The organism is Methylobacterium symbioticum, assembly GCF_902141845.1.
In the GTDB taxonomy this organism is placed as follows: Bacteria; Pseudomonadota; Alphaproteobacteria; order Rhizobiales; family Beijerinckiaceae; genus Methylobacterium; species Methylobacterium symbioticum.
The window spans coordinates 1-14,783 of the sequence record NZ_CABFPH010000053.1; the positions used below are offsets into that span (position 1 = coordinate 1).

The window sequence follows — 14,783 nt, forward strand, 5'->3', positions numbered from 1 at the left end:
CCGGCCGCGCGCCGGCCGTCGCGACACCGGAAGGCCGCCTCGCGCGGCTGCGGGCCGAGATCGACCGCCGCCGCCGGCCGATCCTGCTCGGGCTCGCCGCGATCGTGCTGGCGCTCGGCGCCCTGCAGGCGCTCACCATGGGCTCCGGCGACGCTCCGCCCCAGACCCCGCCGGCCGCGGCTCCGTCCCGGGCCGAGCCCGGCCGTCCGCCGGAAGCAACCGCCCCGTCCGTCACCCCGGCGAAGCCGGAGACCAAGGGCCAGGCCGACAAGGGAGCCGCCGAGGCGTCCAAGCCCAGCATCCCCGATCCGCAGACGACGCAGGCCATTCCTGCCGATCCGGCACCCGCCCGCCAGCGGGCCGGCACGCCGCCCCGGGTCACCGGCATGGCTGGCTTCGCGGGCGATCTCGGCGGCCTGCCCGCCGATCTCGCCAAGCTGAAGCAGCACGCGCTCGACGGCGACGGCCTCGCGGTCTGGGAACTCGCCATGCGCGAGGCCGAGGGCCGGGGCCTCAACCGCGATCTCGCGCTCTCGGCCAAGCTGTTCGAGAAGCTCGCCGCGGCCGGCTATGCCCCGGCCCAGTACAAGCTCGGCGGCCAGTACGAGAAGGGCGCCGGTCTGGTGCGCGACCTCGCCCAGGCCAAGCTCTGGTACGGGCGCGCGGCCGAGCAGGGCCATGCCCGCTCCATGCACAATCTCGCGGTGATCTACGCGGAGAACCCCGCGGCCGGCGGCAAGCCGGATTATGCCTCGGCCGCCTCCTGGTTCCGGCAGGGCGCCGAGCACGGCGTGCGCGACAGCCAGTACAATCTCGGCGTGCTCTACGCGAAGGGGCTCGGCGTCGGCCAGGATCTGGTCCAGTCCTACGGCTGGTTCGCCGCCGCCGCCGCGCAGGGCGACGACGACGCGGGCAAGAAGCGCGACGAAGTGGGCGCCAAGCTCAGCCCGACCGATCTCGCCAATGCGAAGAGCATCGCCACGGCCTTCAAGGTGCGCAAGCTCGATCCGGCGGTGAACGACGCCCCCGTGATCGCCGAGGCCGCCGGTGCCGTGACGCTGCTCGGCGCCCCGACGCCGAACCCGTACGCCTTCACGCCCGTCGGCCGGAAGGGTGTCTGAGACCCGGAGCGCCTGAGACCGGAGCGGATGCCGGCGACGGGTGCGCCGCGGCATCCGGCTTCCGGACGGGACGATCCTGCCGCGAGGGTTGGGACTTCGGATGCCGGCCACACCGCGCTATAGGGGGGGCGAGCGCAGCTTTGCCGCAGCGCGGGAACCGGTCGCGACCGGGTTCGTAATCCACGGTTGAAGCTGCGGGGTTCCCGCGGCGGGCGGGGATACGGAGGCCGGATGGCGCGCCTGAACCCGATGCCGATGGGCGCCATCATCCTCGGCATTGCCGGGCTCGTGCCGTTTCTCGGATTCGCGGCCCTCGCCGTGGCCGGCAGCGATGGCGGGCTCGGCAATCTCGGCCTCGCGCCGCGGACCATCCTCTCGGCCTACGGTGCCGTCATCGCCTCCTTCCTCGGCGGCATCCGCTGGGGGGCTGCTGCGGCGCGCAACGCCGGAAACGGCGACTATCTCATCGCCATCGTGCCCTCGCTCATCGCCTGGGCGGCGCTTGCGGCGCCCGCGCCCTGGGATCTGCGGGTCCTCGGCGTGCTCGTGCTCGCCTGGGGCCTGATCGATCAGGACCTGCCGCGGCGCGGCCTGGTGCCGCGCTGGCTCGGCCGTCTGCGCCTCGTGCTCTCCGGGATCGCCGGGGCGGCGCTGCTGGTTGCCGCCTGAGCCCGCAACGGTTCCGAGAGGCTCCGCCCACCGGTGGCGCGCTGCGTCAGCGCCCGGCCGGCACCGACACCGGGCGGATCCGGTCACCCTCGCGCAGGAAGGCCGCGGCCTTGAGGACGATCGTGTCGCGCTCGTTCAGACCCTCGCGGATCTCGATCTCGTTCTCCGTCGAGAGGCCGGTCGTCACCGGGCGCGCCTCGATCCGCTCGGAATTGGCCACGTAGATCACGGGCCCTTCCGTCTCCTGGCTCACCGCCGCGTGCGGGGCGGCGATGCCGCAGCGCTCGCCGACCCGGACCACGCCGGTCGCGAACTGCCCGGCGCGCAGGCCATCGCCGGCGCCGACGCTGACGCGGACCCGGCCGAGCTGCGTCGCCGGATCGATCCCGTCCGCGACGAGGCGGATGCGGCCGGGCCGCTCGCCGCCTCCGAGCGGGGTCACGCCCACGCCCTGTCCCGGCTGGAGCCGGGCGAGGGTGGCCAGGGGCGCTTCCGCATCGAGATCGAAGGCGCCGTCGGCGGCGATCTCGAACAGGGCCGGACCGCGGGGCGAGGCGGGCATTCCGGCCGTCGCCGCGCTGCGCACCACCGTCCCGTCGAGGGGGCTGCGCAGGGGGAGGGCGGCCGTGTCGGGCTCGCCGATCCGCGCGACCTCCGCCAGCACTTGGCCCGCCTTCACCGTATCCAGGGCCTGCACGGCGGACCGCACCACCCGCATGCCCTCGGTCTCAGGCCTCACCTCCTGCGCCCGGCGCGGATTGAGGAGGCCCGAAAGGCGCACTCGATCGGGGAAGCAGGCTTGGCGGGCGCGGGCGACGCTGACCGAGATGAGATCGTCGCGGGCCGAGGCCTGGGCCGGATCCGGGCCGCGGATCCAGTGTGGCCGCAGCAGCATCACGCCTCCGAGCCCGATGCCGAGGGACAGGGCAGCCGCGAGCCCGCCCCAGCGCAGGGCCCGCGCGCGCGGCGAACGCGCGAGCGGGGCCGCGCCGGCTCCGGGCAGCACCACGCGGAAGGCGTGGACCGGCCGGGGGATGTTCTTCAGCTTCTGCGGCCCGATATCCTTGAAGGCCGCCTGCACCTTGCCGGAGACCGCCTCGTGCACGGTGCGCGAGAGGCAGATCCCGCCGGGCTCGGCGAGGCCTTCCAGCCGTGCGGCGATGTTGACGCCGTCGCCGAGCAGGTCGCCCTCCACCTCGACGACGTCGCCGATGGTGAGGCCCATGCGGAAGCGTACCCGGCGCTCGGGCGGATCCTCCCGATCGAGGGCGTCGAGGTCGGTCTGGATCGCGATGCCGGCGCGCAAGGCCTCCACGCCGCTCGGGAACTCCGCCAGGATCGCGTCCCCCGCCGTGTTGAAGACCCGGCCGCGGAAGGCCGCCACGTGCTGCCGGAAGACCGCCTTGGCGGCCGAGAGCCGGCGCAGCGTGTCCTCCTCGTCCTGCGCCATCAGACGCGAGTATCCGGCGACGTCGGAGGCGAGGATCGCGGCGATCGTCCGCTTCATCATCGCACCCGCTCCGGGGCCGGGGCGCATCCGCGCGCAGGTCGTTTCGCAGCGAGCATGCCGTGCAGACGTGCCGATTTCCGGGAGCGTGAAGCGCACTCGATGACGGGCGAAGCCTTGGCCGTTGTCAAGCGCCGGATCAAGCGCACAGGCCGCGACCCGCAGGCGGCGCGTGCGCTTGCGCAGGTCCGCCCGGTGTCCGGGCGGCGCGCCGCGAACGTCCGCAGTCCCAGTGGCCTTGCCCCGGCCCCGACGTTACGGCCGCTCCGCCCGCATTGAATTCGTGCCCGGGCGACGGCATATCGCCCCCGCAATTCGACAAGGAGGCTGACGGGTGAGCGAGACGGTGGAGCGACACGAATTCGGGGCCGAGGTCGGGCGCCTTCTCGACCTCGTCGTCCACGCCCTCTACTCGGATCGGGAGATCTTCCTGCGCGAATTGGTGGCCAACGCCGCCGACGCGATGGACCGGCGCCGATTCGAGGCACTGACCTCGGCCGCGAGCGCGCTGCCGCCCGATGCCAAGGTCCGCATCCGCCCCGACAAGGAGGCGCGCACGCTCACCGTGTCCGATGCCGGCATCGGCATGGCCAAGGAGGACCTGGCGCAGAACCTCGGCACCATCGCGCGCTCGGGCACGCGGGCCTTCTCTCAGACACTCGAAAGCGCCAAGGCCGAGGATCGTCCGAGCCTGATCGGCCAGTTCGGCGTCGGCTTCTACTCGGCCTTCATGGTGGCCGACCGCGTCACCGTCACCTCGCGCCGCGCCGGCGCGGACGAGGCCTGGACCTGGGCCTCGGACGGCCAGGGCAGCTACACCCTGGAGCCGGCCGAGCGGGCCGAGGCCGGCACCGACATCGTCCTGCATCTCAAGGAGGACGCGGACGAGTATCTCGAGCCCTACCGGCTCGACCACCTCGTCCGCAAATGGGCCGACTTCATCACCGTGCCGATCGCCATCGTGCAGGACGGCAAGGACGAGGCAGCCAACCAGGGCACCGCGCTCTGGCGCAAGCGGAAGTCCGAGATCACGCCCGAGCAGTACGAGGAGTTCTACCGCTCGGTCGGCATGAACTTCGACAAGCCCTGGGCGACCCTGCACTGGCGCGCGGAGGGCCAGCTCGAATTCTCGGCCCTGCTCTTCGTGCCCGGGATGAAGCCGTTCCAGGCCCTGGAGAACGACCGCCACAGCAAGGTGCGCCTGCATGTGCGGCGCATGTTCATCACGGACGAGGCGGAATTGCTGCCGCCGTGGCTGCGCTTCGTCCAGGGCGTGGTCGACACGGAGGACCTGCCGCTCAACGTCTCCCGCGAAATGCTGCAATCGACGCCGGCCCTCGCGCGGATCCGCCGCGCGGTCACCGGCCGTGTGCTCTCGGAGCTGACGAGCCGCGCCAAGGACGCCGACGACTACACGACGTTCTGGGAGAATTTCGGCCCGGTCCTGAAGGAGGGCATCTACGAGGATCACGAGCGGCGCGCCGAGATCGCGCCGCTCCTGCGCTTCCGCTCCTCGGCGGTGGAGGGCTGGACCGGCCTCGCCGACTACGTCGCGCGCATGAAGGACGGGCAGGAGGCGATCTACTATCTCGTCGCCGACGATGCCGAGGCGCTGAAGGCCTCGCCGCAGCTCGAAGGCTTCCGGGCCCGCGGACTCGAGGTTCTGCTCCTCTCCGACCATGTCGACGCCTTCTGGCCGGAGTCCCTGTCCCGCTTCGAGGAGAAGCCGCTGCGCTCGATCACCCAGGGCGGGCTCGACCTCTCGGCATTCGCGGCCGAGGGCGAAACGGCCGAGGCGCCGGAGGGGATCGATGCTCTGGTCGCGGCGATCAAGGCGGCTCTGGGCGCCGACGTCTCAGATGTGCGCACGACCGACCGTCTCGTGGACAGCGCGGTGGTGCTCTCCGCCGGCAGCGGGCCGGACCTGCAGATGCAGCGCCTGCTCCGCCGGGCCGGCCGCGGCCCGGGCGGTGCGCCCGTTCTCGAGATCAACCCCCGCCACGCCTTGATCCGCGCCCTCGCCTCAGGCCCGGCCGAGGCCGTGACGGAGGCGGCCGGGACGCTGCTCGATCTCGCCCGGATCCAGGACGGCGACACCCCGCGCGATCCCGTCGCCTTCGCCCGCTCAGTGACCGCGGCGCTGGCGTCCTCGCGCTCCGCCTGAGCCTCCGGCCGGACCACACGGCGGCGATTCTGCTGACACGAAGCGGAATCGCCGCCAACCCGCTTGTGAAAACCCGCCGAGCCGTGCTACGGCACCGCCGTCTCATCGAGACACCTCGCGGAGAGGTGGCAGAGCGGTTGAATGCACCGCACTCGAAATGCGGCATGCCTGCAAGGGCATCGGGGGTTCGAATCCCCCCCTCTCCGCCACATTAATCCCTAGAGTGCAGAGCAAGCCGGTGAACCGTTTCGCGCCTGCGATGTACACGGGATTGTACACGCGTGCGAAGCCGCCGCCTGACCCGTAACGGGCGAACTTCCGTCTTCCAGATCCGGGTGCCCAAGGCGCTCGATCCCGCTTTGACCCTGGCGCCGATTCGGATCACCCTCGGATGCGTGTCGAATTCGCAAGCCCGTCGCATGGCCGACGTGCTCGGCGGCTTGGCGCGCATTGAGTTCGCACGGATTGAGAACACGCCCATGAACGATGCGACGCCTGCCGATGCCCGGCGGCAGGTCGAGGATCGGCTGACCCTCATCCTGCCGACCCTCCTAGGGCTCGGCGTCCTAGGCCAGAGCAGGCTCTCGGCAGCACTTCGCCAACGAGCTGTCGTGGCTGCCACCCAACATCTCGAAGCAGGAAGGCTACGATCTCGCCAGGGTCACTGAGTACACTGCGGCCAACAAGGAGGCCGAGGGACCTGGGTTAGCGGAAAAATCGATCCGCGAGACGTATCTGAGCCGGATCAAGACGATCCCGCGTGAGGCCTGCGCCGACGCCAAGGTGCCCGTCGCCTTCGAGGGCCGGATCGTGATCCCGAAGCGCGCCGCGCCTTCGAAGGCAGGCATTGCACCCGACTATGACGAGTTCGGCAAGGTCGTCGCCTCCGGCATCCTCTCCGATGCCCTGCTGCCGGCCCTCGGCCAACTTACTGGACGGCGGCTGGGTCTGCTCGCCTTCATGCGGCGCGAGAACATTCTGCGCTACAATGGGGTCTGGGTGTACCGCCCGCAATCGCACCAGATGCGGGACGGGCGTTGGGAGCCGGTGCCGTTCAAGACCGGCGAGTCGCTCGGCTTGTTCGTCCTGCACGACTTGTTTGCAGAGTGCGGCTTCATCGAATGGGCGCTTCGAAACGCGGGGCCTGTGTTCCCAATGCTGATGCGAACGGAAGATCCCGCCGACGCGGCACAGAAGCGCTTGAAGCGCCTTTATGCGCGCTCGGGGCGGACCCGCAGCGCTCCAGTACTTTCCATGGCTTGCGCGTCGGTAAGATCCGCAACGACCGTGATCTTGCGTTGCCCGCGCGGGCTGTGCGCCTGCAGGTTGGCCACGAGCTCACCGACGTGCATGAGCGGTACGATGGGCAGATGACCGATGGAGAGCTCAAGACGATCGACTTTGGCGCATTCGCTGCGCGACAGCCGAAGGGCGGACGACCACGGCGTTCGTCATTACAATGACGAACGGCCGCCAGCCTGCCTCGGCGCAGGGCAGGCGGCGAGCTAACTCGGCTGGAGCGCCAGGATTCTCACCCAGAACAAACTCAGCAAAGCATCTGACTTAAATCATTGATTTCACACGCGCTTCAGCTTCGTGCGCACAGGTGCTTGATACGATCCCGCGCTCAGTGCCAAGGACGAATTCCGGTGCTCCATAGGGGAACGCGGCAAGCAGCATACCAGGATAGTCGACTCGCGCCCCAAGCCTCGCAAATGCACAAAAAGGTGTCGTCGGCAAAGCGCCATGAGCTGACCTTTTGCCGTCAGCCGTTCGAAGGGCTGGTCATCGAGCGAGAGTAGACGCGCACGACGAGAGGCCCGGGCGGTCACGACTGTCGCGACCTCCTCAGTGGGACATCAGGCAGCAGACCGTCGTCTCGGCCAGCAGGTCGCGTGTGACCCCGCCGAAGAACCACTCGCGCAGCCGGCTGTAGCCGTAGCCGCCCGCCACGATGAGGTCCCCGTCGATTGCGCGGACGGCCTTACGCAGGTCGTCGGCGACGCTCCAGCCAGAACGCACCGCCACGCTCGTGCTCGCGTTGACATCGTGCAGGGCGAGGTAGCGGACGACGTCCTCGACCTCTGCCCGGTCCTGGGCATCCGTGACCCGAAGGACCTGGACCGCCTCCGCGCGCCTGAGCAGCGGCAGGGCGTCCGAAAGCACCCGGCGGGTCTGGGGCGTGTTCTTCCAGCCGACGACGATGCGCCTGGCCTCCAGGTGCTCGATGCCGGCCGGAACCACGAGGACGGGGCGCCCCAGGCCCATGAGCGCGTCGCCGAGATCAACCGCCATGCCTGGTCTGACGCCTTCGTCCCCGGCGCGGCGACCGACCACGACAAGGTCAGCGGCCCGGGACTGCCCTGCGAGGAACGGAACCGGACCCTCGACATCGGAGCGCCACTCGACGCGGTCGTTCAGGCAGGAGCCATGGCGGAAGACCTGTTCGGCGGCCGCGCATCTGTCGAGGGCGGCCTGGCGGATCTCCTCGATGACCATGCCCATGGGCACTGCGGTCTCGCCGTAGCCCTGCGGATAGTCCGGCATGCAGGCGGCGGCCCCGACGAGGCGGGCGCCAAGACGGTGCGCCAGGTCCGCGGCGAGACGGACCCGCGTCCTGGCGTGTCGCCCGTCATCGACCGCGACCATGATGCTGGCATAGGACATGGAAGCCTCCCTCGACCCGGAACGGGCGGCATCAGGGTGCGGGTGCCCGTGCCGGGCGGCGTTGATCTGTCTCAAGCCCGCCAGTCCTGGCCGGCGAACAGGAATCGGTTCCCCGCGCACAGGAGCGCCGCCAACCCGTCGATGGCCGGCTCGGGCCTTGTGACCACGAAGCGGGGGATGGATTGCATCGCCTCGCGGAACGGGGGCTTGTCCTCGAAGGCGGCATTGTACGCGTCACCCCGCAGGGCCTGGACGATGCGCGGCGCGATCCCGCCGGCCAGATAGACCCCGCCCGTCGCCGAGAACATCAGGGCGAGGTCGCCTGCGAACCGGCCCAGCAGGCGCGTGAACTGACGGACGGTCTCCTGCGCGAGCCGGTCGCCGGCCTTGGCCGCTTCGAGCCCCTCCGGCGGCGCGTTCCAGGCGGTGGCCACGCCGCGCGCCGCCGCCAGAGCCTGGCGAGGCCGGTACCCGGACCGAGGACGAGGCGGGGCCCCCGTCCGGCCGCGACGGGCCCGATCCGCGCCAGGTCGGCCGCGTTCGCCTCGTCGAGCACGTGCAAGGCGGCCGCCTGCGGCACGTAATCGTTTACCAGCCGCGCCGCCTCCAGCCCGAGGGCAACGCCAATGTCGCCGAGGTCGATCAGCCAGGGCGCGTTGGTCAGGCGCGTGACGTGCCCGTCGACACGCCCCGCAACGGCGAGGAAGGCAGAGCGCGGCCGCGGCGTCCCCGGACCGTCGAGATAGGCTTGCAGGGCGGCGATGGGCCCGGGGAAGCCGGCCGTCGGCATCTTCCGGATGGGGCCGGGGCATGCTCCCGGCGCGGGGAGGACGGCGAAGCGGAGGTAGGTGCCGCCGATGTCGGCCAGGAGCACGGGATGGGGCCACATGGCCGCATGCCTCCGTCGCGAGCGCGGCGGCCTAGCGGAGGGGCTTGCTGCCGGTGGCCTGGGGCTGCCGGCAGAAGGTCAGGCCTTCGTCGTCCCAGACCACGATGCAGCCGTGGCCCAGCGCGAAGTTGCGCACCCGGCCGAGGAGCGCGTCGTCGACGCCGAACAGGCGGTCGCAATCCGCGTTCGTCAGGCGCAGGGCCTGCCCTGTCCCGAGGCCGTCCAGGGATTCCTGCAGGGCCGGAAGCGTGTCCCTAGGCGGAACCGTCAGTTCGTTCATCGCGACCACTCTGATTCGAGGTGTTCCGCCTCAGGGACGCGCTGCGCGAGCGCCCTTGAGGCTGAGGATGTCGTCGATGACCGCGTCCATCTCGTCGCGGTCGAGGCGCAGGCTCGGCATCCGCTCGTGGTGGCTCCGCAGGAAAACCGCGAGGGCCGGCCCCGTTGTGGAGGGCATTTTGGCGACCCGGAGGAAGACAGGGTCGGAAAACTCGCCCGCTTGCGGCCCGCGGCCGATGATGTGGCACGGGCTGCAGAGCTGCGTGGCGATGGTCCAGCCGCGCACGCGGTGGTTTCCCGCGGGGTCCGCGGCCGCGGGGCCGTCGGCGATGCACCAGGCCAGACAGGCAAGTGCCGTCGCTCGCCGCGCCCGGTACCCGGTTTCTTCGGGGCGGCTCGCCACGCGGGACCTCAGGCGTGGACCTCGGCGATGATGCAGCCGGGGTCGACCACCTCGCTCGCCGGCGCCAGCACCTCCAGGCGGCCGCTGGCGGGGGAGACGATGTCGTGCAACGCCTCGCCGATGCGCACGGCGGCCACGGCCTCGCCGGCCCGCACGGTTGTTCCGTCCGCGACAAGCCAGCGCTCCAGTACGCCCTCGGGCAGCATGCCCGTGGTCCAGAGACCCTCGGCTACGTGGATGTCCGCCATGACCGCCTCCTGGCTCGTGGCGCCCGACAGGGTCGCTGGCCGGCAGGGGACGCCATCGGATGGAGGTCCGCCTTGATCTGGATCACGGCGTGACGGGCGGGCATCCCGCGGCCTTGAGGCAGGTCAAGGCGGCCCCCGGACGCTCGGGCAGGGTCATCACAGGCCCCTCCCTGGGACCGGAACCATGCTCGTCGTCCTGGCCGCCAGCGTCGTGCTCGTCGCGGTCACCATCCTGGTGCTCTACGAGACGCTCCGCCTCACCTCGGAGCACCTCGCCGAGTTGCCCGTGCCGCCGCGCTGGCGCATCGTCGCCGTGGTGCTTGCCGCCTTCGTCGGGCACACGGTGGCGGTCTGGATCTACGCCGCCGCCTACTGGCTCCTCGTCCTGCGGCTCGGGCTCGGTGCCTTCTCGGGCGTGCCCATCGAGAGCTTCGAGGACTGCCTCTTCGTCTCGGTGGTGGCCTATTCCTCGCTCGGCTACGGCGATCACGCGCCGGTCGGCCATGCCCGGCTGTTGACAGGCGTCGAGGCCCTCAACGGACTCCTCCTGATCGGCTGGTCGGCCTCGTTCACCTACCTCGCCATGGAGCGCTACTGGCCGATGCACGGCAAGGCGCGTGCCCGCCGCGCCGGGAAGGCCCACCGTCCGGCGGACGGCGAGCCCGGCCGCGAGCGCCTCTTCCCGCCGGCGACCGGCACCTAACGCGCCGGCGCCCTTGCGCTGGATCAAGGCCGGCCACTCCGGTCGGCCCCAGGTTTCGCCCACCAGCAAGCGGAGGCGAACCATGCACGAGTATCTCGTCACCTTCCATAAGACCGTCCTGGACGACACCGGCTACGACCATCGCGTCCTGCAGCGGCAGGCGGTGGTTCACGCCCGCTCGGACGTCTCCGCCGCCTTTGCGGCCAAGGCGATGCTCTGCGAGGCCGACGGCGTCATCGATTGGCGACTGCGGGCCGACACCTGCGAGGTCGTTGACCTCAGCCAGCGCGCCGCCTGAGGAGGCCACCATGAGCCATGACTTCACCGAACCGGTGCACTGGCAGGGCCGGCAATGGGCCGTCACCGGCTACGGCATCGAGGCGCTCGACGGGATGTACCACGTCCCCTTCTCCGACATCCCGGACGCCGACGTCGACCCGCCTCGATGGCTCGACGACCTCTGCCGCCGCTACGGCACCGACCGCGACGACCTCGCCGCCGCCCTGCGGGTGGCGCGCACCGTCCGGTCCGGAGCGGAGACCGTGCCGTCGAAGTCGGCCGCATGAGCACCGCTCCCCTCGCCGCGGCCGAGGAGGCCGACGACCCGGAGGTTCCAAGCCCCGCCGTCGGGCCGTCGAAGCCGCGCCTGCTGAAGGTCCTCGGACCCGGCCTGATCACCGGCGCCTCGGACGACGACCCGAGCGGCATCGCCACCTACGGCCAGGCCGGGGCCCAGCTCGGCTACGGCCTGTGCTGGACCATGCTCTATACCCTGCCGCTGATGGCGGCGGTGCAGATGGTCTCGGCTCGGATCGGGCGCACCACCGGCCACGGCATCGCCGGCGTGTTGCGCGAGCACTACCGGAACGGCCTGCTGCAGACCGTGGTGCTTCTCCTGCTGGCAGCCAACATCCTCAACCTCGGGGCCGACCTCGGTGCCATGGCGGATGCGTTGAACCTGCTGCTGCCGGGCCCGCGCTGGCTCTATGTCGTGCTGTTCGCCGGCATCTGCGCCTTCATGCAACTCGTCCTGCAGTACACGCGCTACGTCGCCGTCCTGAAGTGGCTGACGCTCAGCCTGTTCGCCTATCTCGGCGTGGTGATCTTCGCCCGCGTCTCCTGGTGGGATCTCGGTGCCGCCCTGGCCGTTCCGCAGATCGACCTCAGCGGTCGCGGCCTGACCACGCTGGTGGCCCTGTTCGGGACCACGATCAGCCCCTACCTGTTCTTCTGGCAGGCCGCCGAGGAGGCCGAGGACCTGCACGCCTTCCCGCGCCGACGCGACCTGCTGCAAGCGCCCGAGCAGGGCGGAGCCGCGCTCCACCGCATCGAGGTCGATACCCTCGTCGGCATGGCCTTCTCCAACCTCGTGGCGCTCGCCATCATGGTCACGACCGCGGCGGTTCTGCACCCGCGCGGCATCACCGACATCCAGACCTCTGCCCAGGCCGCGGAAGCGCTGCGCCCGCTGGCCGGCCCGTTCTCCGCCACGGTCTTCGCGCTCGGCATCGTCGGGACCGGGCTGCTGGCGGTCCCGGTGCTCGCGGGCTCGGCGGCCTACGCCGTCGGCGAGGCGCGGCGCTGGCCCGTCGGCTTCGGTCGCCGTCTCCTGGAAGCGCGGGCCTTCTACGGGACCGTGGCGCTCGCCACGCTGGTGGGCATGATCATCAGCTTGGGCGCGGTCGACCCGATCCGGGCGCTCTACTGGAGCGCGGTCGTAAATGGCGTCATCGCGGTCCCCGTCATGGCCGTGATGATGCTGGCGGCGGCGCGCGCCGACATCATGGGCGCCTTCGCGGTGCGTGGGCCGCTCAGGCTGCTCGGCTGGACCGCCACGGCCTGCATGCTGCTCGCCGTCCTCGCCATGGTGGCCACCGCCGCGCTCCCTTGATCCAGCGCAAGGTGGCCTGGCCCGCCCAGTCCATCCTTCATGCACCGCAACCGGGAACGGGAATCGTGCGATGCAGGCATGTGGCCGAGAGTGGCAACCCATCGTCCTCGTGGCCGAGCCGCAGGCGCTGCCGGGCATGTGGCTGGAGGACGTGCTCACCGGCGTTGGCTGCGCAGTCAGCGGCCCCTACGGCAGCTGCGAGGATGCCGCTGCGAGCCTGGACGGGAGCCCCCCGGACTTCGCGGTGGTGAGCGTCGACCTCAACAGGGGTCCTGGCTTCCCGCTCGCCTGCGCCCTGCGCCGGCGCGGCATCCCCTTCGCCCTGATCGCCGGCAACGCCCCGGTGCCGGGTGCCTTCGCGGACGTGCCCGTGTTCGACCGGTTGTTCGATGCCCGGGACATGGTCTCGGCCGTGGCCGCCTCCTGCGCCGTTTCGGGCTGCCCGCGGACCTGTCCGATGCTCGGCAGGATCGCGGCCGGAGAGGAGCTTGCGCTGGATCAATGTCCGACGGCCTGCCGCGCGTAAGCGTCGGCTCCGGTCACGCACGACCTGGGCCTCATCGAGGAGACGGACCATGGGCGACAAGCTGATCCGCCAGAACGTCATCGACGAGCTCGACTTCGACCCGAGCATCGACGCCGCCCATATCGGCGTCGCCGTCGAGAACGGTATCGTCACGCTCTCCGGCCACGTCGGCAGCTACACCGAGCGCGTGGCCGCCGAGACGGCCGCCCAGAAAGTCCGCGGCGTGCGCGGGGTGGTGGAGGAGATCCAGGTGCGCTTCGGCGGCGAGACACCGCCGCGCGACGAGGACATCGCCCAGCGCGCGCTGCAGATGCTCGACTGGTCGGTGACCGTGCCCAAGGGCGCCGTGCAGGTGAAGGTCCAGAACGGCTGGGTGACGCTCTCCGGCAAGGTCGACTGGCAGTACCAGAAGGAGGAGGCCTACCGCGCGATCCGGCGCCTCGCAGGGGTCGCCGGCATCATGAACACCATCGAGATGGCGCCGAAGGCGAGCGCGCCCGACGTGCGCGCGAAGATCATGGCAGCGCTCAGGCGCAACGCCGAGCTTGAGGCGGACGCCATCACGGTGACGGTGAAGGACGCCAAGGTCGTCCTGGAGGGCAAGGTGAACGCCTGGTACGAGCGCGAGCTCGCCGAGACCGCCGCGTGGTCGGCCCCGGGCGTGCGCGCCGTCGAGGACCATCTCACGCTGGGCTGAGCCCTGCCGGATGGGTGAGGCCGCCGGCCCGCCCATCGAGCATTCCCCATCCCGTCTGTGCCTGCCGGCCGGAGACCTTCCATGACCTTTGCCAGCATCATGGTGGCGATGGACCTGACGCTGGAGGCGCGCGACCGCGTGCGCCTGGCCGGCCATCTCGCCGACGACTTCCGCGCCCGCCTGATCGGCGTGGCTGCCGAAACCCCGGCCTACGCCGTCCGGCCCGTGGGACCGACGCCGGCGAGCGCCTACGCGCTGACCGCCTCGAACGAGACCGTGTTGAACGACCTCAGGCAGGCGCACGCCGCCTTCGAGGAGGCGGCTGGCAATCGCAGCCGCATCGAGTGGCGCTCCAACATCGAGGTCCCGCTGCCCTTCCTCGTCGCGCAGGCCGCGGCCGCCGACCTCGTCGTGGTCGGGCGCGAGAGCGAGCCCGGGCCCATGCTGTTCTCGGTCAACCCGGGAGACCTCGTCATGCGTCTCGGGCGGCCGGTCCTGGTGGTCCCGCCCAAGCTCGACCACCTCGACGCCAAGCGCGTCGCGGTCGGCTGGAAACACACCCGCGAGGCGCGCCGGGCGGTCTGGGACGCACTGCCGTTCCTGAGGCGGGCCTCCCAGGTCGTCGTGATCTCGGTCGACGATGGGGACGGCACGGCCGACCCGCGGGACATCGTCGGATTCCTGCAGGCCCACGATGTCTACGCCACGTCCGTTCTGATGAATGCCCGCGGCACGGAGGCGTCCGAGGCCCTCGTGGAGGCCGCGTGCGAGCAGGCCGCCGACCTGCTCGTCACGGGCGCCTACGGCCACGGCCGCCTGCGCGAATGGGCCTTCGGTGGCGTCACCCGAGACCTGCTGGCCTACGCACCTCTCTGCTGCCTGATGAGCCACTGATGCTTGGCATCCACGGATTCCTCGCGGCGCGCGCCGCCCTTCTCATCGTCGCCGCGCTCGCGGCGAGCGGGTCCGTGGCTCATGCGCAACCGAGGGCCGGCTCGCCCAACGCCAGAGGAACCTTC

18 protein-coding genes, 1 tRNA gene and 1 pseudogene are annotated in these 14,783 nt (G+C 71.1%); 13 read left to right on the forward strand and 7 right to left on the reverse strand.

Annotated features, from left to right (window positions below; genetic code table 11):
- Together MET9862_RS17360 and MET9862_RS17365 are read left to right on the forward strand one after the other, a co-directional pair.
- Nucleotides 1-1,121 (forward strand): tetratricopeptide repeat protein (locus MET9862_RS17360; RefSeq protein WP_142584166.1); only part of this gene is annotated, 1,121 nt, incomplete at its 5' end.
- 231 nt (nt 1,122-1,352) lie between these two features.
- A complete protein-coding gene (locus tag MET9862_RS17365) occupies nt 1,353-1,790 on the forward strand; it encodes a DUF3429 domain-containing protein (RefSeq protein ID WP_142584167.1) in 438 nt (145 codons plus the stop codon).
- Nucleotides 1,791-1,836: 46 nt separating this feature from the next.
- Here the strand turns inward: MET9862_RS17365 and MET9862_RS17370 are convergent, their stop codons facing one another.
- A complete protein-coding gene (locus MET9862_RS17370) occupies nt 1,837-3,300 on the reverse strand; it encodes a permuted SH3 domain-containing protein (protein WP_142584168.1) in 1,464 nt (487 codons plus the stop codon).
- A 331-nt stretch (nt 3,301-3,631) separates the two neighbouring features.
- Between MET9862_RS17370 and htpG the strand changes: the two genes are divergently transcribed.
- The 4 genes from htpG (at nt 3,632) to MET9862_RS17390 (ending at nt 6,835) form a co-directional block, all read left to right on the forward strand.
- Complete coding sequence (gene htpG, locus MET9862_RS17375; RefSeq protein ID WP_142584169.1) at nt 3,632-5,461, forward strand: molecular chaperone HtpG; 1,830 nt, start codon at nt 3,632-3,634, stop codon at nt 5,459-5,461.
- Between the two features lie 119 nt (nt 5,462-5,580).
- Nucleotides 5,581-5,670, forward strand: a tRNA-Ser gene (locus MET9862_RS17380).
- Nucleotides 5,671-5,742: 72 nt separating this feature from the next.
- Nucleotides 5,743-6,129: a hypothetical protein gene (locus tag MET9862_RS17385; RefSeq protein ID WP_142584170.1), complete on the forward strand. Its 387-nt coding sequence runs from the start codon at nt 5,743-5,745 to the stop codon at nt 6,127-6,129.
- A gap of 115 nt (nt 6,130-6,244) precedes the next feature.
- A complete protein-coding gene (locus tag MET9862_RS17390) occupies nt 6,245-6,835 on the forward strand; it encodes a site-specific integrase (RefSeq protein WP_142584171.1) in 591 nt (196 codons plus the stop codon).
- Nucleotides 6,836-7,309: 474 nt separating this feature from the next.
- Here MET9862_RS17390 and MET9862_RS17395 read toward each other — a convergent pair whose 3' ends face one another.
- The 6 genes and pseudogenes from MET9862_RS17395 to MET9862_RS17415 all read right to left on the reverse strand — a co-directional run bounded on the left by MET9862_RS17395 (nt 7,310) and on the right by MET9862_RS17415 (nt 9,947).
- Nucleotides 7,310-8,128, reverse strand: coding sequence for a universal stress protein (locus MET9862_RS17395; protein WP_142584172.1), 819 nt, complete (start codon nt 8,126-8,128; stop codon nt 7,310-7,312).
- A 71-nt stretch (nt 8,129-8,199) separates the two neighbouring features.
- Complete coding sequence (locus tag MET9862_RS30135) at nt 8,200-8,562, reverse strand: glucokinase (protein ID WP_244612766.1); 363 nt, start codon at nt 8,560-8,562, stop codon at nt 8,200-8,202.
- Nucleotides 8,563-8,648: 86 nt separating this feature from the next.
- A pseudogene (locus MET9862_RS30140) lies at nt 8,649-9,017 on the reverse strand (glucokinase); the annotation flags it as partial.
- Nucleotides 9,018-9,048: 31 nt separating this feature from the next.
- A complete protein-coding gene (locus MET9862_RS17405; protein ID WP_142584173.1) occupies nt 9,049-9,297 on the reverse strand; it encodes a hypothetical protein in 249 nt (82 codons plus the stop codon).
- A gap of 30 nt (nt 9,298-9,327) precedes the next feature.
- Nucleotides 9,328-9,699, reverse strand: coding sequence for a cytochrome C552 (locus MET9862_RS17410; protein WP_244612767.1), 372 nt, complete (start codon nt 9,697-9,699; stop codon nt 9,328-9,330).
- 8 nt (nt 9,700-9,707) lie between these two features.
- A complete protein-coding gene (locus MET9862_RS17415) occupies nt 9,708-9,947 on the reverse strand; it encodes a biotin/lipoyl-containing protein (RefSeq protein ID WP_017483100.1) in 240 nt (79 codons plus the stop codon).
- Between the two features lie 184 nt (nt 9,948-10,131).
- On the opposite strand from MET9862_RS17415, the gene MET9862_RS17420 reads away from it, so the two are divergent.
- The 7 genes from MET9862_RS17420 (at nt 10,132) to MET9862_RS17450 (ending at nt 14,658) form a co-directional block, all read left to right on the forward strand.
- Nucleotides 10,132-10,650 (forward strand): ion channel, encoded by a 519-nt coding sequence (locus MET9862_RS17420; protein ID WP_142584174.1) that lies wholly within the window; start codon nt 10,132-10,134, stop codon nt 10,648-10,650.
- A gap of 82 nt (nt 10,651-10,732) precedes the next feature.
- A complete protein-coding gene (locus tag MET9862_RS17425) occupies nt 10,733-10,948 on the forward strand; it encodes a hypothetical protein (RefSeq protein WP_142584175.1) in 216 nt (71 codons plus the stop codon).
- Between the two features lie 10 nt (nt 10,949-10,958).
- The gene (locus tag MET9862_RS17430) at nt 10,959-11,216 is read left to right on the forward strand and encodes a hypothetical protein (protein ID WP_142584176.1); all 258 of its coding nucleotides are present in this window, start codon (nt 10,959-10,961) and stop codon (nt 11,214-11,216) included.
- Nucleotides 11,213-12,541, forward strand: coding sequence for an NRAMP family divalent metal transporter (locus MET9862_RS17435; protein WP_142584177.1), 1,329 nt, complete (start codon nt 11,213-11,215; stop codon nt 12,539-12,541). Before MET9862_RS17430 ends, MET9862_RS17435 begins: the two co-directional genes overlap by 4 nt.
- 70 nt (nt 12,542-12,611) lie before the next feature.
- On the forward strand, nt 12,612-13,067 hold the full coding sequence (locus tag MET9862_RS17440; protein WP_142584178.1) for a response regulator: 456 nt from the start codon (nt 12,612-12,614) through the stop codon (nt 13,065-13,067).
- 49 nt (nt 13,068-13,116) lie between these two features.
- Nucleotides 13,117-13,764, forward strand: coding sequence for a BON domain-containing protein (locus MET9862_RS17445; RefSeq protein WP_142584179.1), 648 nt, complete (start codon nt 13,117-13,119; stop codon nt 13,762-13,764).
- A gap of 81 nt (nt 13,765-13,845) precedes the next feature.
- Nucleotides 13,846-14,658: a universal stress protein gene (locus MET9862_RS17450; protein WP_142584180.1), complete on the forward strand. Its 813-nt coding sequence runs from the start codon at nt 13,846-13,848 to the stop codon at nt 14,656-14,658.
- The last annotated feature ends 125 nt before the right edge of the window (nt 14,659-14,783 follow it).